Origin of the sequence: Prosthecobacter sp., from assembly GCF_029946185.1 — a bacterium.
Classification (GTDB): domain Bacteria; phylum Verrucomicrobiota; class Verrucomicrobiia; order Verrucomicrobiales; family Verrucomicrobiaceae; genus Prosthecobacter.
The window spans coordinates 18,443-39,987 of record NZ_JAQSEA010000140.1 but is presented as its reverse complement, the minus strand read 5'-3'; the positions used below and the strand labels follow the sequence as shown (position 1 = coordinate 39,987).

Genomic DNA, 21,545 nt, shown 5'->3' with positions numbered 1-21,545 from the left:
GTCGTCATGATAGCCACCACTCTGAGTGATGTCTGCGGCCAGAGATCCGACCCTGAAATGGCTGGCAAGCTCAAGGAGATCGCCACCCTCATCCGCAGCGCCACGAATGATGCACGAGACGTCGCCAGGGCGCTCCATCCCATGGATGTGGATGCAAGTGGTCTGGTTGCCTCCCTGCGAAATCTCGTCAGCAGTTATGACGTGCCGGGACGTGTCCGGTGCGCGCTGTTTTGTCACGAAGCCATCCCTGTCCGGGACAATGATGTCGCCATGCATCTATACCGCATCGTCTTGGAGGCATTGGTTAACGCCTCCCGCCACTCACAAGCCCGCCATATCAACGTCCATTTGGGTGTCCGGCAGCAGGACATCATCCTTTCCATCACTGATGACGGTGTCGGCCTGCCGCCAGACCACGACCAGTCCGCCGGAATAGGACTGAAGTTGATGCGCTGCCGTGCCAGCTCCATTGGAGCCACCCTCTCGATTACAGCCCGTCCCACCGGCGGTACCGTGGTGCGGTGCAGCTTGCCCGCCAAGGCCTGATCTCTGTCCTTTTGCAATATCCCTGCTCTGGTCCCGAACTCCATCTTGCTTATATGGCGAAAACCCCTTCCAAATCTTCCAACGACATTGCCAACGCCACGCCGCCCGCTGTGAAGCAGGTCAAGCGACGGGTGTTGATCGTGGATGACCATCCCATTTTTCGCAATGGCATCACGCAACTTATCAATCATGAGGTTGATCTACACGTCTGCGGAGAAATTTGCTCCGCCGCCGAGGCCCTCGGCGCTGTGGAACAACTCAAGCCGGACATTGCCGTTCTAGACATCTCCATCCAGGGCACCAACGGCATTGAACTGATGAAGTCCATCCGTGCCCTGCACCCCCAGCTGCCCGCTCTCATGGTTTCCATGCATGACGAGAGCGTTTACGCCGAGCGGGCGCTGCGCGCCGGTGCCCGGGGGTATGTGATGAAGGCGGCCCCATCAGAAAAAGTCATCGAAGCCATCCGTCGCGTACTCGGCGGCGGCCTCTATCTCAGCGAGGCCATTGGCGGGCGGCTGCTTGACACCTTCCTCAATGGCCGAGCTACCAACGTCGGAACCTCGACCATTGAACAGCTTAGCGACCGCGAGATCGAAGTCTTCCGCGCAGTTGGGGAAGGCCGAGGCACACGCGAAATCGCCCGCACGCTCTTCCTCAGTGTTAAGACCGTCGAAACTCATCGTGCGCATATCAAGGAGAAGCTCCAGTTGAAGACCGCCCCTGAACTCGTGCGCGCCGCTGTCGAATGGGTCAATCGCGAGGCCAATTTGTAGCCGCTAGCCGAATGCGGTCCTCTCGATTTAGGTGGTTGTGTTTTTGTGTGCGATACACATCCGTATTCATGACTGCGGCGATATACGGATGAGGCATGAAAAGCAGCTCGACCAGCGATGGACTGAGTAACCGAAGTGCCCTTGGTCCTGGCTGGCATGATATGTTGGCCAGGGCTTTTTTTGTCTTGGAAGACATGGTCTTTCCACCTGAGTTGCGCATCAGGGACCTCGCTAAAAAATGCCAAATAATGGCGGTTTTCCCGGTGAAACAGCTCGTTGGCATTTTGGGCGGGAAGGAATGGTGTTATCAGCAACACATCCGGACGGAAAGTTCGTGCCGATGACTTGGTTGCGTGAGCTGCTAACTAAAAGCTTCGCACACACAACACACCAAACCACTTAATGCCATGAAAACAAACCCCGTCACCTTCGCCATTCTGCTTGCCATCGCCGCAGGTAATTTTTCAACCATGCTTTGCGCGGCAGACACAAAGTCCAGCTTGAATTCCACAGATGAAAAGTTCGTCAAGCAGGCCGGCGCGGCAGGAATGGCTGAAGTGAAGATAGCAACTCTCGGAACTCAGAAAGCTGAACGCGCCGATGTCAAAAATTTCGCCACGATGCTGGTTACAGATCACACCAAGGCGAATGCAGAGCTCACCGCACTCGCTGAGGCCAAGAAGGTCGAACTTTCCGCAGTCATCAATCCTGATTCCGCCGGGATGTTCAAAGACTTGGAAAAGGAAAGCGGCAAGGACTTCGACAAAGCATTTCTCGACCACTTGGAGAGTTCCCATAAGGAATCCATCTCCACCTTCGAGGATGCGGAGAAAAATGCAGCAGACGGTGAGGTGAAATCCTTTGCCAGTGCAACGCTGCCCGTTCTGCGTACGCATCTGAACAAGATCAAAGAAATGGCTGCCAAGTAGTCCCGGTCAACGGTTCATTCCTTAATGCAACTTGACCCGCCCAGCGATGGGCGGGTTTTTTGCATATTAGGTTCTACCTTTTTCTTTGTGCCACAGGTTCTTGCTTTGACGCCGGAGTTTACTCTCCTTCTCCTCCAACCAGTCATGCCTGCGTGTCCCTATGGATTTTTTGATTGATTAGCGCGAGTGCGAGTCCGGTCGCGAGGCCTGTCAAGAACATGGCGGCGGGGTTCTGCACCCATTCACGCAGTGCGGCTGAGAATCCGCCACAGGGCGTGTGAAGACGAGCATAGACGGCTTGAGCATCTCTCATGGTAGGTTGTCGGATCGCACCGCCTTCACTGATCATGGCATCGGCTGCCAGTTCCGTGGTGTGGCGGTAGTTGGGGATTAAATGCGGGCTCATGGTGTGTATGGGGTAAGGTTTCTCGTCAGTTAAATCTGATGTCCAAATTCCATTCCAGGCACCCTGGGTGAACAGAGCTGCGTATGGCTTCGGTATCGGCCACGTTCTCAATGCCCAGCTCATTCAGATGAAGACCCTTAAGCTCCACGGCCTTTTGAAGGGTGAGGTGCATCGATTCAACCAAGGTCGAACGGTGTGCAAGAACTGTGAGATCGGTTTCCATCAATAAATGAATCGCCGCCGAACGCCCAATCGGTTGTGTTTGCCGCGTTTACCCGGCTGGGTGGAACCATTGGCCGCCCTGTTGGATGGTGTTAACGGCCTCCACGAGCAGTTCAAGTGACGCTTCTTTGGCAATGAATCCTTTAGCACCGCTGGCCGCAGCACGTTCCACATAACTGGACTCGGTATCAGCTGACACAATCAAAACCGGCAATCCCGGTACGCGGGTTAGCAATTCCTTGGTGAAGTCAAAACCATTGCCATCGGGCAGACCTACGTCGATCACCAGAATATCGGGAATATCCAATTGGATTTTATCCGCTGCTTCGGCCAGAGAGGAGGCCGTCCACGCCATGTTCAGTTCCGGCGCGTCCTCTACGAGCGTCACAAACACACCGCGGATGATGGCGTGATCATCTACGACTGCGAGTCGCACTCGGGAAATGGGAGAGCTTGTTGGGGCAGGTGCAGACATGTTAGGGGAAACTGGGGGTTGGGGTATTTTCGGACGAGGCTGGCAGCATTCACACCTGCGAGTGACCGCAGAAAACCTGCCCCTGCCGCGATCACAAATAGGTCCGGTAATGGGAGCTGGATTAACTGCGGAGAGAACGCTCAGGTCATCCACTCTGGTTGTATAAAAACGTGGTTTTTGTGACGTGCATCTGATGATCACAAATGAATCAGCGGCAGCACGCGAATGATCACCTGCTGCTGGCGAAATCGGGTCTCAAGCACTTCTTGGTACCAGTTCCACCATCGGGCATCGAGCAGGCGGGCCATGACTTCGTAGATGACGATTTCATCGCGTCTGCCCAGACCTTCTTCCAGCCACCGGCCTCCTGCAGGTGAACGGGTGTGGGCCTCGCAACGGCCAAAGTATCGCGTCAGTTCCGCTTTGACCATGGCATGCAGAACATCAGCCGGCGTCATCGGCTGATCGCGCGTGTAGAGCGGCAGTAGCAGTTGGATCATGTGCATGATAGTTTGTCCATGATGCTCACAGGGTGGTCGTCATGAGTGCGGCGGTCAGGATTTCAGGCGAACTGCAAACGTTCGTCAGGACCCCGAGGTACATGCGGTGCAGGTGGTGGATGTCTTCCCCGGAAAACATGCCCGGTCGGCACAGCCAGACTACTTCGAAGGCATCGCCTTCTTCGGTGACTTCACAAGCGAGGTCAAAGCGTGGGGTGCCAGTGGAGCGCATCCGCAACTGAAGGGACATGCCATTCACGGAAATGTCTGGCACGGGATGATTTTGCAGCGCGAAGCGCACCTGGAAAATAGGGTTGCACCCGGGGGCGGGCGTCATTCCCAACCCTTTTACCAGTTCGGAAAAAGGCATCGCATTGGCGAAGGAGTCCACCGTGTCTTCATGGACTTTGCGCAAACGTTCGGAGAAGGTGCGATCCCGGTCGATGTGACCCCGCAAGGGAACGATGCCGGCGCAGTAGCCCATGGTTTCACGCACCGCCTGCTTGTTGCGATTGGCGACGGGTGTGCCCACGAGGATGTCATCTTTGCCCGTCCATTTGGAGAGCGTCACCTGAAACGCGGCCAGCAGGGTGCTGAAGAGTGTGGCTCCATTACGCTTGGCCAGTTCACGCACCGCCCGGCCCACGTCGGCAGGGGCGGAGAAGACCCAGCGCCGACGTTCGCCTGAGAGTGCTGCAGGGCCCGTGGGCGGGGACCACAGCGGCGTGATGTTGGCCAGACGTTCTTTCCAAAAAATGCTGCGCTCGCCCAGCAGCGCAGGCTGCCAGTAAGCGCGTTCGGCTGCGCCCCAATCTGAGTAGGAAAGGGGAACCGGCGGCAGCCCGCCAGGGATGCCGCGCAGCTCCTGCATGTAGGCTGCAAAGAGATCCTGAACGAATACCCCCACGGTCCAGCCGTCGGCAATGGCGTGGTGGATGGCCACCACCAGCACGTGGTCGTCGGCACTGCGCCGCAATACTTCCGTTCGAAAGAGCGGGCCGCCGACCATGTTGAAGGGCTTGCGGAAAATCTCCTGCGCCAGTTCTTCCACTGCTTCAGGCTCCTGCTGCTCAGGTGAAAGCTCACGGAACTGCAGTATTTGACGGCTGCTCCTTCTGATGAGCTGCATGGGCTGCTCCTTGCCTGGCAGGAAGGAGAGACGAAACACCTCCTGCCGTTCCGAGACCTTCTGCACTGCCGCCTCACACCCTTGCGGTGTGATAGGCCCTCGCACATTGATCAAGGCGCAGATATGGTTCGCCACATCTCCGGCAGGCACCGGAGATGCCTGCCACAATTCCTGCTGGGGGAATGTTAGCGGCTGCAGACGGGCCTCTCCGCTTTCCAGCCACTGTTTTAAACGCGATCGAGTGTCTTGGGACATGCGGGTGTTTCGGGCTCGGGGTTCCACTGCGGGGCCTGGTCTTCATGCACCGCTTCATCTTCCAGCAGTAGGTCGATATCCTCGTCTGATAGCGCCTCCAGATCCACGGTCCCGGCATCCACCGGTTCCGCTGTCTGCACAGGCGCTGCTGCCGCTGCCGGGGCTGCGGCGGTGCCACCGACATGTTCGGCGATCAGCGTCACAATCTGGCCGATGGTGCGCGCACGCATCAGACTGGCCGGTGGCAATGCCACCCCGATGACGCTTTCGATCGAGTTTTCGATCTCGACGGCCATTAAGGAATCAAGTCCCAGATCGGTGAGCGGCTGGTCATCGCGCAAGCCCTCAGGCTTCACGCGTAGAACACCGCCCACCACATCACGCACTGCGTGGCCGACAATTTCGCTGCGCTCTTCGGGGGCGGCGGACTCGATCTTGCGGCGCCAGTCGCTCTTGGTGCCACTGGTTTCCGCGCCTTCGACGCCTGCGGCGAAGACACGCTCCAGCAGCGGGCTATCCTGGCTGCTGCGGAACGACTGCCGCCATTTGGCCCAGTCCACCCGCAGGGCCATGGCTTGCGTGGCACCGGTGGCGAGGAACATTTCCAACAGCCCCACGACTTCGCGCGGAGACAGCGCCGTGGTGCCCTGACGGGCGAGGAACTCCGCCACACGCTCATTGCGCGCCACGTAGCCTTCCCCACCGAGCGCACCCCAGTTGATGACCAGCGCAGGAAGACCGACGGCCTGGCGGTGATGTGCCAGCGCATCCTGGAAAGCATTGGCCGCAGCGTAGTTGGCCTGGGCCGGATTACCAAAGATGCTGGATACGGAGGAGAACATCACAAAGCAGTCCAGCTTCATGTTGCGGGTGACTTCATGAAGCAGCCATGCACCATAGGCCTTGGGTGCCAGGACGCTGTGCATGCGTTCACGATTGAGTGCTGCCATGGGGGCGTCATCAATCACCATCGCCAGATGGAACACACCCTTGAGCGCGTGTCCGGCGGTCGCGATCTCCTTGAACAGCTCCTTCACATCGGCGGCGGAGCCAACGTCTGCGCATACGACTTGAACTTTAACACCACGCCCGCGCAGTTTTTCCACAAAGGCTTTGGCATCCGGTGTGGAGGCACCCTTGCGGCTGGTGAGCACAAGATGACGGGCACCGCAGTCGGTCAGCCATTCGGCCAGCACTTTGCCAAAGCCACCGAAGGCTCCGGTGATCAGGTAGGCACCCTCTGTCTGGACGGCGAAGCCAGAAGCGAGCGGCTCGCCACGGCGCGGCACAAAAGGATCTGGGAAAGAAACGATGACCTTGCCGGTGTGCTTGCCCTGAGCCATGAGACGGAATGCCGCGTCGATACGGCAGGCAGGGAAGGAACGGAACGGCAGCGGATGCAGGGAGCCCTGATCCACCAGATCGGCGATGGTTTGAAGGATCTGGCGCGTCTGCGCTTCATCGCCGCTGAAGATGGCATCCATGGCCACGACATGGAACGAGGCATTTTTCCGCAGTGACCACAATGGGATGCGCGAGTTTTGGTAGATGTCGCGTTTGCCGATCTCGATGAAGCGGCCGAACTGAGCCAGGCAGGAAAGGCCCATGGGGATGGCTTCTGCGGCGAGAGAGTTTAGAACTACATCCACGCCTTTGCCGTTGGTGAGGTCCATGACGGCTTCTGCAAAGTCCGCACGACGTGAATCAATGACATGACGCACGCCCAAGTCTTTCAGCAGCTTGCGTTTGGCCGGGCTGCCAGCCGAAGCGATCACCACCGCGCCCAAATGATGAGCGATCTGGATGGCGGCCATGCCGACCCCGCCTGCGCCAGCATGGACGAGGATGCATTCTTCCGGCTTCATCTGCGCCACGGTTTTGAGCGCGTGCCATGCGGTCATGAAGACCACTGGGAGAGTTGCCGCGGCTTCAAATGACAGGGACTCAGGCATGAGGCGAACATCGCCACCACGTGCCATGGTATGTGTGGCAAGACCGAAGACGGCGAGGCCAAACACGCTGTCGCCGGGCTTCACATGAGTGACGTCAGTGCCGACGGCTCTGACGATGCCGGCCACTTCGTCCCCAAAGATGCGGGCGTCCGCCGTTTCCGCCGGATAGAGTGCGAGTGCTTTGAGCACATCGCGGAAGTTCATGCCGGCGGCTTTGACTTCGATCATGACTTCGCCAGCAGAACACTCGGGCAGGGCGAAAGAACTCAGGCGCAGGGAATCCAGCAGGCCGCGCTCGCGGGACTCCAGACGCAGGGGCGCTGAATGATCAAGCATCTGCTCACGCGAGGCCAGCCCACGACTCACGCGACGGACGTAGCGCCCATCGCCGCGGAAGGTGACTTCGCGTTCAGAATCTTTTTGCAGCAGCTCGCTCCAAAGCATGCGGGGGTCCGCAGGTGATGCGAGGGAGGGGAGATCAATGCTGCGGCAGGTGATTTGCGGGTGCTCATTGGCCACCACGCGCAGCAAACCGATGACGGCTGACTGTGCCATGGCCACGGACTGGGTCTGGCTGCCCACGGCCTGGGCACCGCGTGTGATGAGATCAATGCGGCGCTTGGTAGCGGGGTTGTGGTTTTCGAGGGCCTTGGTCAGGTGGAACAGGGCATCGGTGCCGAGCTGGGTGGCGTCGTCTTTCACGTCGGCCATGCTGTCATCTAGATTCCACAGGCAGACAAAGCGCTCAGGTGCTTCCTCAGCGCATGCTTCGAGCAGGCGGTTCCAATCCTCCTGCACTTCGGCGCGGAGCATGAAGACATCGGTCTCGTCCGACTCAAACGAACTGCCGCGATAGGCAACTCGGCAGCGCATGCCGTGGAGCTTCAGCTCTGTGGCGAGCCGGTCACCGAGGCCGCCGCGATCCGCGAGCACCAGCCAGGACTTTTCTTCGGGTGCTTCGAATGCATCTGGCGTCGGGACTTTCGGTGCGACCCATTCTTTGCGTGCGAAGAGGCCGATGAGGCTTTCGCCGCCGTCCGTGCGCAGCAAGCCGGGCAGGGAGGCTGTCTCGCTGAAGCCTGCTTCGTGCAGCACCTTTTCCCACTGCGGGCGATGGAGCAACGGATGATGCGGACGCAGATCACGATCTGTGAAGAGCCACCAGCCGCTGGTGAGGCCGAAGACCGCGTTCAGCCAGAGGTGAGGCGTGGCCACATCCACAAACATCAGCGTGCCGCCGGGGGTGAGGAGATCACGAATGTTGCGCAGTGCGGAGCGGACATCGCTCACGGCGTGAACCACATTGGAGCCAAGAATGATGTCAAAGGATTCGGCTTCAAGCTCCTGCTCCGTGCCGCGTTTTTCCAGATCAAAAATTTGGTATTCGACCTCAGGAAAGGCCGCCAGCTTCTGCTTGGCTCCAGGGAAGAATCCTGCGGAAACGTCACTGAACACATAGGTGTGCAGTCCGCGCTCAATGAGGGGCAGTAGTTGTGAGGCCAGACCGCCGGTGCCAGCGCCGATCTCGAGGATGCGCAGGCCCCGCCCTTCGGGAAGATGACGCGCGGCTTCCTCAACTGCACTGGCAATGGCTGAGAGCCAGGTGCTGGAGAAAAGGCCGTCGCCGTAGAACTGATCCAGTACATCGGAGTGAACTCCGCCGAAGAGCACCTGCACGGCTTCCTTCTCCCCACGCAAGATGGGACCGAGCTCTGCGCTGACGGCTTCGCTGAGCAGCGCGTCCGGAAGATGTCCGGGGTGCGCGGCGAGGGTGGAACGAAAGACTTCTGCGGTGGAGTACGCCGTGGTGAGGAAGGCAGGGGTGGGCTGATAGCCGTTTTCTGCATGCACCAACAGACCGCGATGAACAAGATCTGCCATTAATTGATGGAAAGCGGGACGCATGGGTGTCGCGACGCCGAGAGATTCCGCGGTGAAGACGCCTTCCGCGCCCATTTCATTCAAGGCGCTGCACACATGGGTGGCGGTGAGGTCATCCACCGCTGCGCTGGCGGTCTGGAGATGATCGCGGCCGCGCATGTCCATGGCGGAGTCCAGCGCGCGCTGGGCTGCCGTTTGCAGGTGGTTCAGGGGCAGAGGGGCGAGCGGCGCGGGCTTGGCAGCAGCGGGTGTGCGCTCCCAGGCGACGTTGTAGACGAGATCGCGGCCCTTGCCGGTCTTGCTTGATTTGCGCGCACCTTCCACGCTGATGGCTCGGAAGCCGTCGATGCGGACACAGGGGCTGCCGGTTTCGTCATAAAGGTCGATACCACCTTCCACCAGTTCATCATTGGCCACTTTGACGCCAGCTTTAACAAGGCTGGATGCTCCAGGGGAACGCAGGAATACGATTCTGGCGAAGCGCACTGGGAGCCGCATGCCGGCAGTGCGGCCTTCCACTGTGGCTGCTCCGGCGGAGAAAATCTGCAGCGCGCCGTCAAAGAGAACGGGATGCAGCGGATACTCGGGGGAGCGATGGGCGATGGCTTCGGACAAGGAAACCCTGCCCGTGGATTTGCCGTCTCCGGCGGTGAGTTCACGAATGGGGCGGAACTCCTCGCCATAGCGGAGGCCCATGTCATTCATGTGTTCATAGAAGGTGTCCACTTTCACCTCGGGCAGGGTGGAGGCGGGCGTGTCATTCCACGCTGACGTGGCAAAGGGTGACTCGGTGCGTTCACCACGCATGGAGCCCACCACATGCACCGACCACGAAGACGTATTGTCAAAGCGGCTCTGGATCAGAAAGGTGCGCTCATTGGGCTCATAGGACAGCTCCAGTTGCAGTCCGGTGGGGGGATCAGGCACGATAAGCGGCTTGCGGATCTCGAAATCTTCGACCACAAACGGCCGGCCTTCAAAAAGTTGCACACCGGCTTCGAGCACCATCTCGACAAATCCTGCAGCCGGGAACACGACGAGGTTTTCGACCTTATGATCTTTCAGGAATGCCATGTGACGGTTATCAAGGCGTGCCACCCAGGTGGGTGTTGCGCGTGAGATCCGCACGCCGAGGAGCCCGCTGCCCCCTGGTGAGAGACGACCTTCGCGCACTTCGGGGGACTCATGCCACCACACGCTCTTGTCCCAGGCGTACGTAGGCAGCGTGAGGATGCGGCGTGATGGGGTCATTGACGCAAACTGCAGCGCGACATCGGCGAGGTGAAGCTCCAAAGCCGTGTCGAGCAGCGACTCATGCTCGCGTTCCCGACGCACTGAAGCGAGGATGGACTGCTTGGCGGCACGGTCGCCGAGGCATTCCTGAATGGAACGCACCAGGGCAGGGTGGGAGCCGAGTTCCAGCCACACATCCGCGCCAAAGTCCGCCACGGCACCCACTGCGGCGGCAAACTCCACCGGCTGCCGCACGCCGTTAGACCAATGATCTGCGGTGCAGTCTTGTCCGTCCATTTGCTTGCCTGTGACCGTGCTGAAAAATGGCACTGTTTCTGTCTGCGGCTGGAGATCCCCCAGCACCCGCTTGAGCGCATCTGCAGCGGGCTGCATCAGTGCATGGTGGAAGGGGTGACTCACCTTGAGGAAGCGCGCAAAGACGCCTTGGGCTTCCAACTCGCTGGCGATGGCGTCCAGTTCAAGGCGCGGCCCTGACAAGGTCAGCGAACGTGGACCATTAAATGCGGCGATGCTCACTGCACGGCCATGCCGGGCTATGACGGCGCGTGCTTCGTCGGGTGCCATGCCGACGGCAAGCATGGTGCCATCCTGCACATCACATTCATCCATGAATCGTCCGCGATAGACGATGATCTTAGCTGCCTCTTCCAGAGTGAGGATGCCCGCCACGCATGCGGCAGCGACTTCCCCCACACTGTGGCCGATGACTGCCGCAGGACGAACGCCCCACGACTTCCACAATTCGGCGAGTCCCATTTGCATGGCAAAGATGGCGACCTGTGAGATTTCGGTGCGCTGCATTTTTGACTCCGCTTCCACGCGAGCGAGTTCTTCCATGAGTGAGAAGCGCGCCCATGGCTTGATGGCGGCCTCGCAGGCCTCGATCATGCCACGGAACACGGATTCATGCTGCATGAGCTCGCGGCCCATGCCCCACCACTGTGGGCCTTGACCGCTCATCACAAAAACCACGCGCGCGGGTTGCTCACGCCGTGGCGTGAAGGTGGTTCGCAGCTTGGGCCCTGGCTGGCCGGTGGCGAAGGCATGGAGTTCCTGCACGGCCTCCGCCATGGTGCGTGCGTTCAGCGTGAGGCGGTGCGAGTGGTGATTGCGGCGTGCGCCGAGCATGTAAGTCATGTCTGGCAGCAGGGGGGAGCTGCCATTCATGTGTGAGTGATCCTCCAGCCAGGTGCTGAGGCGCCAGGCATTAGCCAGCAGCGCAGCTTCGGAACGGGCAGAAATCATCAGCGGCCAGGTGCGGTCCGTGGCAGCGCTTAGCAAGGCCCGCTGCTGCTGCGGCGGTGCCTCTTTGAGAATGACGTGGGCATTGGCACCACCAAAACCAAATGAATTGACGCCGACAATCCGCGAGCCTGGTTTCCCGGCCAGCGGTTCCATTGCGGTAGGCACACGCAGCTTCAGCGCTTCGAAATCGATGTGCGGGCTGGGTGCCTTAAAATGCAGACTGGCAGGCACCTGACCATGCCGTAGCACCAGTGCCGCCTTAATGAGTCCCACCACACCTGCGGCGGTTTCCAGATGCCCTAGGTTTGTCTTGGCGGAGCCAATGACGAGCGCGTTTTCCGCAGTGCGTTCGGCGCAGAGGGCGTCAGCAAGGGCAATGGCTTCAATGGGGTCTCCCACGGCGGTGCCGGTGCCATGGGCTTCAACATAGCCGACTTCCCAAGGATCAATCTGCGCATCATTACAGGCATCACAGACGAGTCGCGCCTGAGCCTCACCGCTGGGCAGGGAGATGCCATTGGTATGGCCGTCTTGATTGATGGCTGTGCCAATGATCACGCCTTGGATCGGATCGCCGTCGTTGATGGCATCTTCCAACCGCTTCAGCAGCACCATCCCGGCGCCTTCACCTCGCACAAAGCCATTGGCGTCGGCCGCAAACGCCTGGCATTTCCCATCAGGAGACAGCATCCCCGCCTGCGAGAAGCCGATGAAGCCATCCGGGTTGATCATCACCGTCACGCCGCCAGCCATGGCGGTTTTACAGCGACCAGACAAAAGATGCTCACAGGCCACATGCACAGCCGTCAGTGCGGATGAGCACGCGGTATCCATGGCCAGGCTGGGTCCGTGCAGATTGAGGCAATAGGAAATGCGATTGGCGGCGATGCTGTGCGCGCTGCCGGTTGGGGTGTGCGCACTGATGCCGCTGCGGTCCGTGGAGGTGTGCTGGATGCCCTGGTAGTCATTGTGCGAGATGCCGACGAACACACCGATGTCCGTACCTTTCTCAAAATTCAGCACCAGGCCTGCGTCTTCGATCGCTTCCCACGCCGTCTCCAGCAGCAGGCGCTGCTGCGGGTCAATGTAGGGGGCTTCGCGTGGGGAGATGCCGAAAAATTGTGGATCAAACTGCTCGATGCCTTCAATGAAGCCGCCACGCTTGGCGATGGTTTTGCCAAGCACGCCGGGTTCGGCATCATAAAAACGTTCGACGTTCCAGCGGCTCGCGGGCACCTCAGAGACCGCATCGCGGCCTTCGATGAGAAGCTTCCAAAATGATTCAGCATCATTGATTCCTCCCGGAAAACGGCAGCCCATGCCAATGATAGCGACACCTTCGTTACGGTTTGTTTCCATGATGTGTGTTTTTTCGTCTTTGCTACGGCCTAGTATTCGGAACTGCGGGTGGCGTTGGCCTTGATAGAGTGAAAAAAGTGAGGGTTTCACCCCATTGCGCTATCAGGGAGTTTTATTTCCATGTTTACTGCGAGCTATCGAGCCTGCTTCATGGCAGCGACGTGTCCCCCACATTTCCAATTGCCTTGGATGCGGGAATTGTGTTTCTTTGCCGGTGTTTTTCACCATGAACGCGGTCTTTCGTGCGCCTGCTTTCATCGGCAGGGAGATGTCGCTGTCATTGATCGTCACATCGACTTTCGCGGCGTTCGAGTCCTTGGTGACTGCATCGGCGATGGCACGGTCGGCTTTTTTGCTGCCGTTTACCACCGCATGTTCGGCTGCCAGGGTTTATCCTCGGCCTTTTTCGCCAGTTGTTTTATCTTCGGCAGCAGTGAATGATAAAGCTGCTGCGCAAGCGAGTATGATAACGTTTGTAGCTTTCATGCCCGTAGATCAAATCGGGTGAGAGCGGCGCACGCATCAGGTCCATTCGGCCACTGCCTGAACGAAAGATCCGGCTGCGGAATCACACAACAGCCTCTTCGAGCGCGTGCAGGGCCACCAGGCGGTCACATGATTCGGCACAGTCGATACAGGCCTGCACACAGGCCTCCATCTCGCCGATTTCTGCGCAGCTCGCTGCGCAGCGTCTGCAGATCTCGGCGCACACACCGCAGGTGAGCACATGCAGATCTGAGCTGCTGAGCATGAAGCTCGCATTGGTCTGGCACATCTCCGCACAATTGAGCATAAGCCTGAAATGCATCGGTTCGGTGTGTTTGCCACCGCTTTGCAGGCAGTGACGCATCGCCATTTCCAGGCAGATGTGGTGACAGTCGAGGCAATACTTCAGGCATTCCTCCTCAGTGAGATCGGCAACGTGGGTATTCATAAGTAAGAGTGGATGCTTGAGCATCGCCGCTGCTTGTCCCGTTGGTTGTGTGTGCTGCGGGCGAATGCGGAATGGCTTCTGCACCTCGCGCTTAGAGCTTCGTTCTCTTAATCCACCGCCCATCTTAAGGCAGCTTTGCGAGTGTTTCGCGACCTTTCACTTTCAGTTCAGGGTCATCATACTCGTGGTTTGGCATGGACAGGCCCTTTTTCAGAAAGCGCTTTGCTTCAGTGCTGTTGCCCATCAGGGCGTAGGTATGGCCGAGTTCAATATAGTGCCGCAGGCGACTGGGATTGATGGCAATGGCTTGGGTGAAACACTTCGCCGCTGCTTCTTGGGTGGTGACAGGAAGCTTGCCGTAAAGGAGGCCGCCCAGAGCGCGCTTGACCACGCCCACTTTGGCGAGCACCTGGTGCCAGCGGCCCAGCACGTGCCAGGCGGTGTCGTTGTTCGGATCAAGCCGGATCGCCTTGTCGGCGGCGGTTTTGATCAGCGGCGAGAGTTGTACCTGCGCCTTACTTCCTTCATAGGGCAGCATCTTCCCGTAGGTGATGGCGGGGGAAAGCTGCGCCTCGGAATTCAGTGGCGCGAGCTTCGCCGCACGCTGTCCATATCCCAGCGCTGAATTGCCGAGCTTGAGCTTTTCTTCATGAGACTTGGCCTCAGCCATCAGATATCGATACTGCCGTGCGATGCGTAGCAGCAGCGGTACGTTGTTCGGCTCCGTTTCTGCCGCCTTCAGATAATAGTTCAGCGCCCGGTTTGGCTCGAAGGTGAGATCATGTTTGTCTCCCTTCCCCATGAGTTCGTCTGCGGTCTGGGCCGGGCAGGAGAGGGCACCTGCCCCCAACAGCAAAAAGGTGGCCCACCAAATAGGAATGAGTAATCGCAGTTGCATGGCTTGGTCAGGTTTTGGATTCGATCAGGCGGCCCGCATTCAGCAATTCCGCTTCACTGCGTGGGCGACCGATCAGTTGCAGACTCGTCGCCGGAATGGCTTTTTTGTGAGCTGGCAGCAGGATGGGCAGCGCCAATGCAGGATTGCCAGCGTAGTTCACACCCACCGTGTTCTGCATGTCGAACACTTTCAGTTCAAACAACACGTTAGAACCCCAGAATGGAAATTTGGGCGGCAGACTTTGCAGAGTCGGTACGGCGATGATATCCACGTCTTTGAATGTCTCCCGCAGTGTGCGCTGCCACTGTGCGCGGCGTTTGAGCGCACCATCGTAGCTTATGTGGTACTGCAGCTCGCCCAGCGCAAAGACCGCTTTCGTCAAAAAACTGACGCCATTTTTGTTCTCATACTGTCGGTCACTTAGCCAGGCATCCACCGCGGCCACCACCTTGCCATCCTTCTGCGCCTGCTCCCACTGCTTCTTGAATTCGGAGGAGAGGCGGACCACCCTAAAGTGTTTAGCTGCGAGGGTTTCATCAATGGCTTTGTCGATGGCTGCATCGGTGCCATCGAGATAGAGCCTCCCTATTTTGATCTGCCTTGCCGTAGGCTTCGCCGCGCGTGCTTTGGCGTAGAGCCCTGCGAAGCCGCGCTGCAGCAGCTCCATGCCCTGCACCAAATGGTCGATGTCATTGGCCAGTGGCCCCACTGTGTCCAGATACTTCGGTGAAATGGGAAACACCCCCTTGATGGGCACGAGGCCGAACGTCGTTTTTAATCCATACACACCGCAGCACGCCGCCGGAACGCGTATGGACCCAGCCGTATCGGTGCCAAAGGCTACGTCCGCCATGCCCGTCTTCACCGCCACAGCAGAGCCGCTGGAGGATCCTCCCGGAATCACTTCGTGCTGGCCATCGAAGCGATTGCGTGGTGTGCCAAAATGTTTGTTCTCGCCTGAGACCGTCACCGCAAATTCCGTCATGTTCGTCTTTCCAACGATAACCACGTTGCGCTCACGCGCGATCGCGAGGCAGGGGGCGTCACGAGTCGCCGGTGGCTGGTTACGGGCCAGATATTCAGAGCCGGCCGTGGTGACCTCTCCTTTCATGTCAATGTTGTCTTTGACCGCTAGACGCAACCGTCCGCTGCTATCCAGCAGCGGACGGTATTCGATGAAAGCATTTTCGCGGGCGACTTTTGCGCGATGTTTTTCCATGGAACAACTTGAGAGCAAGGATGCTATCAGGACTGCTGAAACCCAGGAATGCGCAGTGGCGCGGGGACGTTTTTTCATCAAGTGGGTGCGTTGTATCGAGACTTGTTCAGGTCAAAATCGACGTCCATGGGCAGTGGCATCAAGCCGTCCGCATCAGATCCACGTTTAATGACGATGGCCGTAATGATTTCCACCGTACAGGTAGTGCCCGCCGTGGTTGTAACGACCGTGGTAAGAATGTCCGTTATAATTGTAGCGGCCGGGCTCATAACGCCCGCCATAATAGTAGCGGTTGTTATGTCGGTAGTAGGGTGAGTTGTACCCACGTGGCAGGGTGTTGTAGTATCCCGCGCTCACGCCGACACCTCCCACGGGGTAACCGCCATAATCACATGAGGAAAGACACAGCATGCTGCTGAACAAAAGACAGGTAATGAGACATGTTTTCATGATTATTTGAAGGATTGTTAACTTCATTGAATTCGCGTCTGGGCTCCGCGCTGGCTGCATCGTTCACATGAAAAGAAATTCCATGGCCATCACCTGAGTCTCCAGTGTGTTCATCGCATGCTGCATGATACAGCCGCCAGAGGCGCGAGGTACGTTGCACTTTGCATGAAGCCATCCCACAGCCATTCGATTCTTTACCAAGAACGTACGTTATGAATTTTCAGCGCCTCAAACGATACTTAAAGTGGCAGAACACCATTCTGGTTTGCCTCGTAGCGGCACTCATTGGTCTGCGCATCGCACTGCCGCACTTGGTTCAACGCTATGTGAACCGGGTGCTGGATGAAATGCCCGACTACGCCGGTCAGGTGGGTGATGTGGACATGAAGCTCTGGGAAGGGGCCTATGAGATTCAGGACATCGAGATCATCAAAACAACCGGCAAGATTCCCGTGCCCTTCTTTGCCGCCAAAGCGGTAAAGTTCTCCGTTGAATGGAAGGCGCTTTTCGACGGTGCCTGGGTGGGTGAGATTGTATTCGACTCTCCCGTCATCAACTTTGTGAATGGTACCTCGAAATCCACAACCCAAGTCGGGGTGGACAAACCCTGGCTTGATGTCATCACCCGCCTATTCCCGCTCGAACTCAATCGCTTTGAAGTTTTTAACGGCACTATTCACTACCGTGATTTCCACAGCCATCCGAAGGTCGATTCTAAGATCGATCAAATTCACATGCTCGGTTCGAACTTCACCAACAGTCAGAAGTTGTCTAAAAAACTCGCCGCTGACATTCAGGCAAAGGGCCGCGCCTTTGAATCAGGTCAGGTGGATCTGGCTATGAAGGTGAATCCTTTCACATCACAACCCACCTTCAATCTTGATTTCAAACTGAGCCCTGTCCCTATTGTCAAGTTCAACGACTTTGCCCGTGCCTACGCGAAGTTTGATTTTGAAAAAGGCACGCTCGCCATCACTTCGGAACTCACTGCCGTGAATGGCGGCATGACTGGCTATTTGAAACCCTTGATGGACAACGTCGCCATCGTAAATGTGAAGGAGGACATTAAGCACCCGCTCAAGCTGGCCTGGGAAGGAATTGTCGGGACGATGACGCGGCTCTTTCGCAATCAGCGCAAAGAACGTTTCGCCACCGTAATTCCTCTGGCGGGCCGTGTGGATGCTGCAAAGCCCATGGTGCTGCCCATGATCGGCAACATCTTCAAAAATGCCTTCGTGCGTGCCTACGGCTCAAATTTCGAAAATCTGGTGCATCCTGAACAAAGCAAAAAAAAGTAACTCAATGCCTCGCTTACGGCTGGCTCATTGTTTCGAAAACATCGTGAAAATAAAGAGCTGAAGTCAGGGACTTCAGCTCTTCAGCTTTTCGAAAAACGCAGTCGCTGTCACGAAAACAGATGACTGAATCGGCTGCCCCATTTGGAGGAGCTCACGGAATTCAGTCCACGCTTCACAGCGCTGACGCCTTCATCCGCCAGATGGCTGGCGCGGTCATGCGCAGGTTCGGCGAATTCCGCGAGGCGATGCTGAATATCCTCCAGCAGTTGCAGCGCGCGACGTCGAGGCGGCGGAGGTGTCAGCAATTCCCGTGCGACAATGCCCACGGCGCAGCCGACGCCAATGGTGGCCAAAGCGGCAATGACTGGATGACGACGTATCATGCCCTCGATCTGACCGATGGGCGTATGCGGAAGTGGCTGAGGCACAGGGACTTCTTCGTCGGTGGGCGGAATGACAGAGGGATCGTTCATGGCAGCAGGATTTGGGGTTTGACGGGCGGTGTGCAGAGTTCAAAGGCCTTGACCACGCCGAGAGTCAGCAGCGCGGGACGCAGTACGGTGAGTGTGACGGCGGTCACACTTGCCACGAGAAAGCGGGTGGGCAGCACATGGAGAACGAGGCCCAGTCCCAAGGCAACAGCCATGGCTTTCGCGGGTTCATTTCGGGCCATTGTTTCCGCATCATTTACCAGACGGTGGACAAACTGTTCAGCGGGTTTCGGTGTGGGGTCTATTTTCATAAGGTTCAGTGGGACGGAGAGTGGGCGGTTCATGGAGCAATGTGCCCCAATGTTTAGAGCTGGATGCTCAGCTTTGCTTCGTAATTCAACGCCTGAATGGCCGGATTAATTCTCAAACCAATGTGCGCACAGTGGCAATGAAGAGTTTATCCCATCCACACCAACACACTCACCCGATAGCTCATGGACGGAAATCTAACCCCATACGACAATGAAACTGCATCACACTCTTCTCCTCACTCTGTTCGGACTTCTCACCTTGGCGAGCTGCTCGGGGCATCTGCCAAACACATCCCCCGCTTACTACAATCCCAATTGCTACGCGAATATTTACGAAGATTCGGACCTCCACGGCGAAGTGGTGCAAATCCAGGGTCCCGCATCGTTTTCATCACTGAAGCACCTGAAAGGGCGCGATTGGGACAGCATGATCAGCAGTATTCAAACTGGACCTGGCTGCTGGTTGGTTCTTTATAAGGACAAGGACTTCAAAGACACCAGCATGGTCATAGGCCCGAACACGACCACCGCCAAACTCGGGGAAATGGATGACGAGGTGGAATCCATCAAGGTGTTCGATCGTCTGCCATAAACTGGTCCGGAACTTTCGCAGAACAGGGAGCTCACAATCTCTCTGTTTTGCGCTTTGCCTTTGATCCTCGCGAGCAAGCAAAAGGCAAGGTATTCATCCTCGCGCCCATCACACCTGCCAAGATGTAGTACCCATCGCATCTAAGCAGTTTTTCCCGATTGTCCGCTCATGCATGGAGCATTCAAATTCGTGCATCCCATGGTTGATTTGAGCAGAAGCCCCAGCTTCCGCTCATCTAGGCGTAATACCTCATGTCATCCTTCGTCTGCAACGAAGACTGGCTAGGTTCTTTTCAAGATCTGCAAACACGCCAGCTAAACTGGCGGCGAACGACGCCCTATAAGCAGCGACACAATGAAGAGGATGAGAAACAGACCGAACAGCACCTGTGCGATGCCTGTGGCTGTTCCTGCGATGCCGCCGAAGCCGAGGACTCCTGCAATGAGTGCGATGACGAGAAATGTGATAGCCCAAGATAACATAATGACTCCTTTTTGTTTTCAATCATATCGCATCCCAGGCTTTGCTTGACCGTATGTCTTTGCAGAATCGCATGCTGAATGACATGACTGTGAAAAAAATCTGCAAAGTTGCAGCCTGCAAGACCGCCTGGCACCCGCTCACAAACGATATATCAGCATGCTTTTCAATGTTTTCGCCAACAAGGTCAAAGATGCCGCCCTGCAACAACTGGCCAAATGGTTCGCCAATCGCTATCATCTCAAGCCGCTAGGGCGTATCACCAATCTCAGGCTTGACAGCATGGCGCAGGAAATTTCCGTGAGTCTCGATCTCCATGGAGAAGAGGCGTCGGTTGAACTCACAATGCGTTATCGTGTGATCAGCTCCACCATGCTTGAGATTTCAGAAGTGAAATCATCACGCCAGTGGATCGCGGAACTCATCAATCATGTGATTCCTGCGGAGCAAAAATGCCTGGAGGTTCCGCATGCCGTCACGCAGGCACTTTCAAAAGTGAAACCTTGGAAGGCACCTTCCCCACAAGGCGGGGAGGTGCCGAAGACCGGTGGCTCAGGAACGCCCTTTGATCATACGAAACACCAGCAGGATCAGCACGGCACCAATGACTGATGCGATGAAGCCGACGGGTTCACCTTCGGCATACCAGCCTGCGGATCGCCCGAGAAACCCCGCGAGCATTGAGCCCACCACGCCTAAAATCATAGTTACCAGGCAGCCGCTGGGGTCTTTGCCGGGCGTGAGGAATTTGGCAATAGCTCCAACAAAGAGTCCGATGAGAAGCATCCAGAGAAAGGTCATAAATCAAGTTTGGGGTGTAATGTTTAATCTGACAGTGTCACATCGCCGCATTGTTGGGAGGCGGCTGCATCAGAATGCGTGATTATTTACCCTTTTATAGCGATTGTCCGGCAATTTGAACAGGGCAGGGTTGCATCCCCTGATGAGCGTTGAATGTGATTTTCGAAAGTTTCACCCATCCATCTGATCTCTCCCTGACGATTCGCTAATGTCCAACCCTGATACCCATGAAACACATCATATTCTTACTACTTACATCTGCAACTCTCCTCACTGTCAGCTGCAACAAGCAGAAACAAGCCATCGACGCCCAAAACGACGCCACCCAAAACGCGATCGAGCATCAGAAGGATGCCGTGGATGCTGCCGCCAAAGATGCCAAAGAGCAGGCTGAAATCGACGCCAAGATCGCCAAGGCCAATATCGAAGCCAAGCAGGCGTCCGATCAGGCCCAGCTCGATGCAGAAAAAAAGAAGGCTGATGCCGATGCGGAAGCCGCCAAGGCCAAGGTGGATGCTGTGCAGAAGTAATTGACATCACGTGGAAGCACCTTCACCACGTGATCCTGCTTCCATAAGGGGTTCCCTTTTCCCGAATACCAACAATCTGCGAACACTGTAACATCGTTATGAAAACATCCATCAAACGCCTCGCTCTTCTCCTCCTCGCTTCCACCGTCTGGACACTTGTCGGCACCAGCTGCCGCACCGTGCGTGGCTTCGGCCAGGACGTCGAGCATGTGGGTGGTCACATTGAGCGCGCCTCCCGCTAGTCGAATACACCAGCTTTCCAAGCGTTGTTGATAAAGCTTCTCAGTCTTATCAGCAACACTTGGTCGGTACGGGCTTTGTCATCCACTGTCGCAAAAACCAGGCTGGCCAGAGCGCAGTTTTTTGCAGTTGCTCCCTGAAATGGCCCTTTAACCAACACACACCATGAAACCTTCCGTTATTGCCATCCTCCTCATCGTTATTGGCGCCGTCATGCTGGCCTATCAGGGGTTCACATACACCACCAAAGAGAAGGCGATTGATCTCGGCCCTCTTCAGGTGACCACGGAAAGGCAGCATTACGTTTCCCTGCCGCCGGTCATCGGGGGTGCATTGCTCGTGGGGGGCATCATCATGCTGATTACATCGAAGAGAAAATAGATGCTTAGTCAGGCGTGCTTGGGAGAAGCCGTGCCATTCATCGCTGGAATG

The 21,545-nt window shown here is 57.2% G+C and carries 23 protein-coding genes; 10 read left to right on the top strand and 13 right to left on the bottom strand.

Annotated features, from left to right (window positions below):
• From PSV43_RS11970 to PSV43_RS11960, 3 genes are all read left to right on the top strand, one after another.
• On the top strand, positions 1-546 hold a 546-nt coding region (locus tag PSV43_RS11970; RefSeq protein ID WP_300197095.1), incomplete at its 5' end, for an ATP-binding protein.
• Between the two features lie 53 nt (positions 547-599).
• Complete coding sequence (locus PSV43_RS11965) at positions 600-1,322, top strand: response regulator transcription factor (RefSeq protein WP_300197092.1); 723 nt, start codon at positions 600-602, stop codon at positions 1,320-1,322.
• Positions 1,323-1,729: 407 nt separating this feature from the next.
• Positions 1,730-2,251: a DUF4142 domain-containing protein gene (locus PSV43_RS11960; protein WP_300197089.1), complete on the top strand. Its 522-nt coding sequence runs from the start codon at positions 1,730-1,732 to the stop codon at positions 2,249-2,251.
• A gap of 142 nt (positions 2,252-2,393) precedes the next feature.
• On the opposite strand, the gene PSV43_RS11955 is transcribed toward PSV43_RS11960, so the two are convergent.
• From PSV43_RS11955 to PSV43_RS11935, 5 genes are all read right to left on the bottom strand, one after another.
• Positions 2,394-2,657: a hypothetical protein gene (locus PSV43_RS11955; RefSeq protein WP_300197086.1), complete on the bottom strand. Its 264-nt coding sequence runs from the start codon at positions 2,655-2,657 to the stop codon at positions 2,394-2,396.
• Between the two features lie 271 nt (positions 2,658-2,928).
• Entirely contained in the window at positions 2,929-3,354 is a 426-nt protein-coding gene (locus PSV43_RS11950) for a response regulator transcription factor (protein ID WP_300197083.1), read from the bottom strand.
• Between the two features lie 197 nt (positions 3,355-3,551).
• Positions 3,552-3,854, bottom strand: a complete 303-nt coding sequence (locus PSV43_RS11945; protein WP_300197080.1) for a hypothetical protein — start codon at positions 3,852-3,854, stop codon at positions 3,552-3,554.
• A 25-nt stretch (positions 3,855-3,879) separates the two neighbouring features.
• Positions 3,880-5,238: a condensation domain-containing protein gene (locus PSV43_RS11940; protein WP_300197077.1), complete on the bottom strand. Its 1,359-nt coding sequence runs from the start codon at positions 5,236-5,238 to the stop codon at positions 3,880-3,882.
• Positions 5,211-12,929, bottom strand: a complete 7,719-nt coding sequence (locus tag PSV43_RS11935; protein ID WP_300197074.1) for a type I polyketide synthase — start codon at positions 12,927-12,929, stop codon at positions 5,211-5,213. Before PSV43_RS11935 ends, PSV43_RS11940 begins: the two co-directional genes overlap by 28 nt.
• Positions 12,930-13,049: 120 nt before the next feature.
• Here PSV43_RS11935 and PSV43_RS11930 point away from each other — a divergent pair, with 120 nt between their 5' ends.
• Positions 13,050-13,370, top strand: a complete 321-nt coding sequence (locus PSV43_RS11930) for a hypothetical protein (protein ID WP_300197071.1) — start codon at positions 13,050-13,052, stop codon at positions 13,368-13,370.
• Between the two features lie 127 nt (positions 13,371-13,497).
• Here the strand turns inward: PSV43_RS11930 and PSV43_RS11925 are convergent, their stop codons facing one another.
• The 4 genes from PSV43_RS11925 to PSV43_RS11910 all read right to left on the bottom strand — a co-directional run bounded on the left by PSV43_RS11925 (position 13,498) and on the right by PSV43_RS11910 (position 16,430).
• Entirely contained in the window at positions 13,498-13,863 is a 366-nt protein-coding gene (locus tag PSV43_RS11925) for a four-helix bundle copper-binding protein (RefSeq protein WP_300197068.1), read from the bottom strand.
• Positions 13,864-13,987: 124 nt separating this feature from the next.
• Positions 13,988-14,761, bottom strand: a complete 774-nt coding sequence (locus PSV43_RS11920; protein ID WP_300197065.1) for a hypothetical protein — start codon at positions 14,759-14,761, stop codon at positions 13,988-13,990.
• Positions 14,762-14,768: 7 nt separating this feature from the next.
• Positions 14,769-15,980: an amidase gene (locus PSV43_RS11915; RefSeq protein WP_300197062.1), complete on the bottom strand. Its 1,212-nt coding sequence runs from the start codon at positions 15,978-15,980 to the stop codon at positions 14,769-14,771.
• 165 nt (positions 15,981-16,145) lie between these two features.
• The gene (locus tag PSV43_RS11910) at positions 16,146-16,430 is read right to left on the bottom strand and encodes a hypothetical protein (protein ID WP_300197058.1); all 285 of its coding nucleotides are present in this window, start codon (positions 16,428-16,430) and stop codon (positions 16,146-16,148) included.
• A gap of 212 nt (positions 16,431-16,642) precedes the next feature.
• Between PSV43_RS11910 and PSV43_RS11905 the strand changes: the two genes are divergently transcribed.
• Positions 16,643-17,728, top strand: a complete 1,086-nt coding sequence (locus tag PSV43_RS11905; RefSeq protein WP_300197056.1) for a DUF748 domain-containing protein — start codon at positions 16,643-16,645, stop codon at positions 17,726-17,728.
• 107 nt (positions 17,729-17,835) lie between these two features.
• Here PSV43_RS11905 and PSV43_RS11900 read toward each other — a convergent pair whose 3' ends face one another.
• Positions 17,836-18,201, bottom strand: coding sequence for a hypothetical protein (locus tag PSV43_RS11900; RefSeq protein ID WP_300197054.1), 366 nt, complete (start codon positions 18,199-18,201; stop codon positions 17,836-17,838).
• Positions 18,198-18,503 carry a hypothetical protein gene (locus tag PSV43_RS11895; protein WP_300197052.1) on the bottom strand — a complete coding sequence of 102 codons (306 nt, stop codon included), beginning with the start codon at positions 18,501-18,503 and terminating at the stop codon, positions 18,198-18,200. The genes PSV43_RS11900 and PSV43_RS11895 overlap by 4 nt, the downstream gene beginning before the upstream one ends.
• 178 nt (positions 18,504-18,681) lie before the next feature.
• Between PSV43_RS11895 and PSV43_RS11890 the strand changes: the two genes are divergently transcribed.
• Positions 18,682-19,062, top strand: a complete 381-nt coding sequence (locus PSV43_RS11890) for a beta/gamma crystallin-related protein (RefSeq protein ID WP_300197051.1) — start codon at positions 18,682-18,684, stop codon at positions 19,060-19,062.
• A 314-nt stretch (positions 19,063-19,376) separates the two neighbouring features.
• Here the strand turns inward: PSV43_RS11890 and PSV43_RS11885 are convergent, their stop codons facing one another.
• Complete coding sequence (locus tag PSV43_RS11885) at positions 19,377-19,544, bottom strand: DUF1328 domain-containing protein (protein WP_300197049.1); 168 nt, start codon at positions 19,542-19,544, stop codon at positions 19,377-19,379.
• Between the two features lie 157 nt (positions 19,545-19,701).
• On the opposite strand from PSV43_RS11885, the gene PSV43_RS11880 reads away from it, so the two are divergent.
• Entirely contained in the window at positions 19,702-20,154 is a 453-nt protein-coding gene (locus PSV43_RS11880; RefSeq protein WP_300197047.1) for a hypothetical protein, read from the top strand.
• On the opposite strand, the gene PSV43_RS11875 is transcribed toward PSV43_RS11880, so the two are convergent.
• Positions 20,095-20,343, bottom strand: a complete 249-nt coding sequence (locus tag PSV43_RS11875; RefSeq protein ID WP_300197045.1) for a GlsB/YeaQ/YmgE family stress response membrane protein — start codon at positions 20,341-20,343, stop codon at positions 20,095-20,097. The two genes, PSV43_RS11880 and PSV43_RS11875, sit on opposite strands and share 60 nt — an antisense overlap.
• A 227-nt stretch (positions 20,344-20,570) precedes the next feature.
• Between PSV43_RS11875 and PSV43_RS11870 the strand changes: the two genes are divergently transcribed.
• The 3 genes from PSV43_RS11870 to PSV43_RS11860 all read left to right on the top strand — a co-directional run bounded on the left by PSV43_RS11870 (position 20,571) and on the right by PSV43_RS11860 (position 21,494).
• Positions 20,571-20,873, top strand: a complete 303-nt coding sequence (locus PSV43_RS11870) for a hypothetical protein (protein WP_300197043.1) — start codon at positions 20,571-20,573, stop codon at positions 20,871-20,873.
• A 98-nt stretch (positions 20,874-20,971) separates the two neighbouring features.
• Entirely contained in the window at positions 20,972-21,115 is a 144-nt protein-coding gene (locus tag PSV43_RS11865) for an entericidin A/B family lipoprotein (RefSeq protein ID WP_300197041.1), read from the top strand.
• 163 nt (positions 21,116-21,278) lie between these two features.
• Positions 21,279-21,494, top strand: a complete 216-nt coding sequence (locus tag PSV43_RS11860) for a hypothetical protein (RefSeq protein WP_300197040.1) — start codon at positions 21,279-21,281, stop codon at positions 21,492-21,494.
• Positions 21,495-21,545 lie beyond the last annotated feature (51 nt).

Bases quoted from the DNA above. Each gene is read 5' to 3' on its own strand.
- PSV43_RS11930 (WP_300197071.1), top strand. From the start codon at position 13,050: ATGTTTACTGCGAGCTATCGAGCCTGCTTCATGGCAGCGACGTGTCCC.
- PSV43_RS11870 (WP_300197043.1), top strand. From the start codon at position 20,571: ATGAAACACATCATATTCTTACTACTTACATCTGCAACTCTCCTCACT.
- PSV43_RS11900 (WP_300197054.1), bottom strand. From the start codon at position 18,201: ATGAACGATCCCTCTGTCATTCCGCCCACCGACGAAGAAGTCCCTGTG.
- PSV43_RS11915 (WP_300197062.1), bottom strand. From the start codon at position 15,980: ATGGAAAAACATCGCGCAAAAGTCGCCCGCGAAAATGCTTTCATCGAA.
- PSV43_RS11940 (WP_300197077.1), bottom strand. From the start codon at position 5,238: ATGTCCCAAGACACTCGATCGCGTTTAAAACAGTGGCTGGAAAGCGGA.
- PSV43_RS11895 (WP_300197052.1), bottom strand. From the start codon at position 18,503: ATGAACCGCCCACTCTCCGTCCCACTGAACCTTATGAAAATAGACCCC.
- PSV43_RS11945 (WP_300197080.1), bottom strand. From the start codon at position 3,854: ATGATCCAACTGCTACTGCCGCTCTACACGCGCGATCAGCCGATGACG.
- PSV43_RS11910 (WP_300197058.1), bottom strand. From the start codon at position 16,430: ATGAAAACATGTCTCATTACCTGTCTTTTGTTCAGCAGCATGCTGTGT.
- PSV43_RS11885 (WP_300197049.1), bottom strand. From the start codon at position 19,544: ATGTTATCTTGGGCTATCACATTTCTCGTCATCGCACTCATTGCAGGA.
- PSV43_RS11950 (WP_300197083.1), bottom strand. From the start codon at position 3,354: ATGTCTGCACCTGCCCCAACAAGCTCTCCCATTTCCCGAGTGCGACTC.
- PSV43_RS11905 (WP_300197056.1), top strand. From the start codon at position 16,643: ATGAATTTTCAGCGCCTCAAACGATACTTAAAGTGGCAGAACACCATT.
- PSV43_RS11935 (WP_300197074.1), bottom strand. From the start codon at position 12,929: ATGGAAACAAACCGTAACGAAGGTGTCGCTATCATTGGCATGGGCTGC.
- PSV43_RS11875 (WP_300197045.1), bottom strand. From the start codon at position 20,343: ATGACCTTTCTCTGGATGCTTCTCATCGGACTCTTTGTTGGAGCTATT.
- PSV43_RS11865 (WP_300197041.1), top strand. From the start codon at position 20,972: ATGAAAACATCCATCAAACGCCTCGCTCTTCTCCTCCTCGCTTCCACC.
- PSV43_RS11860 (WP_300197040.1), top strand. From the start codon at position 21,279: ATGAAACCTTCCGTTATTGCCATCCTCCTCATCGTTATTGGCGCCGTC.
- PSV43_RS11890 (WP_300197051.1), top strand. From the start codon at position 18,682: ATGAAACTGCATCACACTCTTCTCCTCACTCTGTTCGGACTTCTCACC.
- PSV43_RS11965 (WP_300197092.1), top strand. From the start codon at position 600: ATGGCGAAAACCCCTTCCAAATCTTCCAACGACATTGCCAACGCCACG.
- PSV43_RS11955 (WP_300197086.1), bottom strand. From the start codon at position 2,657: ATGAGCCCGCATTTAATCCCCAACTACCGCCACACCACGGAACTGGCA.
- PSV43_RS11960 (WP_300197089.1), top strand. From the start codon at position 1,730: ATGAAAACAAACCCCGTCACCTTCGCCATTCTGCTTGCCATCGCCGCA.
- PSV43_RS11920 (WP_300197065.1), bottom strand. From the start codon at position 14,761: ATGCAACTGCGATTACTCATTCCTATTTGGTGGGCCACCTTTTTGCTG.
- PSV43_RS11925 (WP_300197068.1), bottom strand. From the start codon at position 13,863: ATGAATACCCACGTTGCCGATCTCACTGAGGAGGAATGCCTGAAGTAT.
- PSV43_RS11880 (WP_300197047.1), top strand. From the start codon at position 19,702: ATGCTTTTCAATGTTTTCGCCAACAAGGTCAAAGATGCCGCCCTGCAA.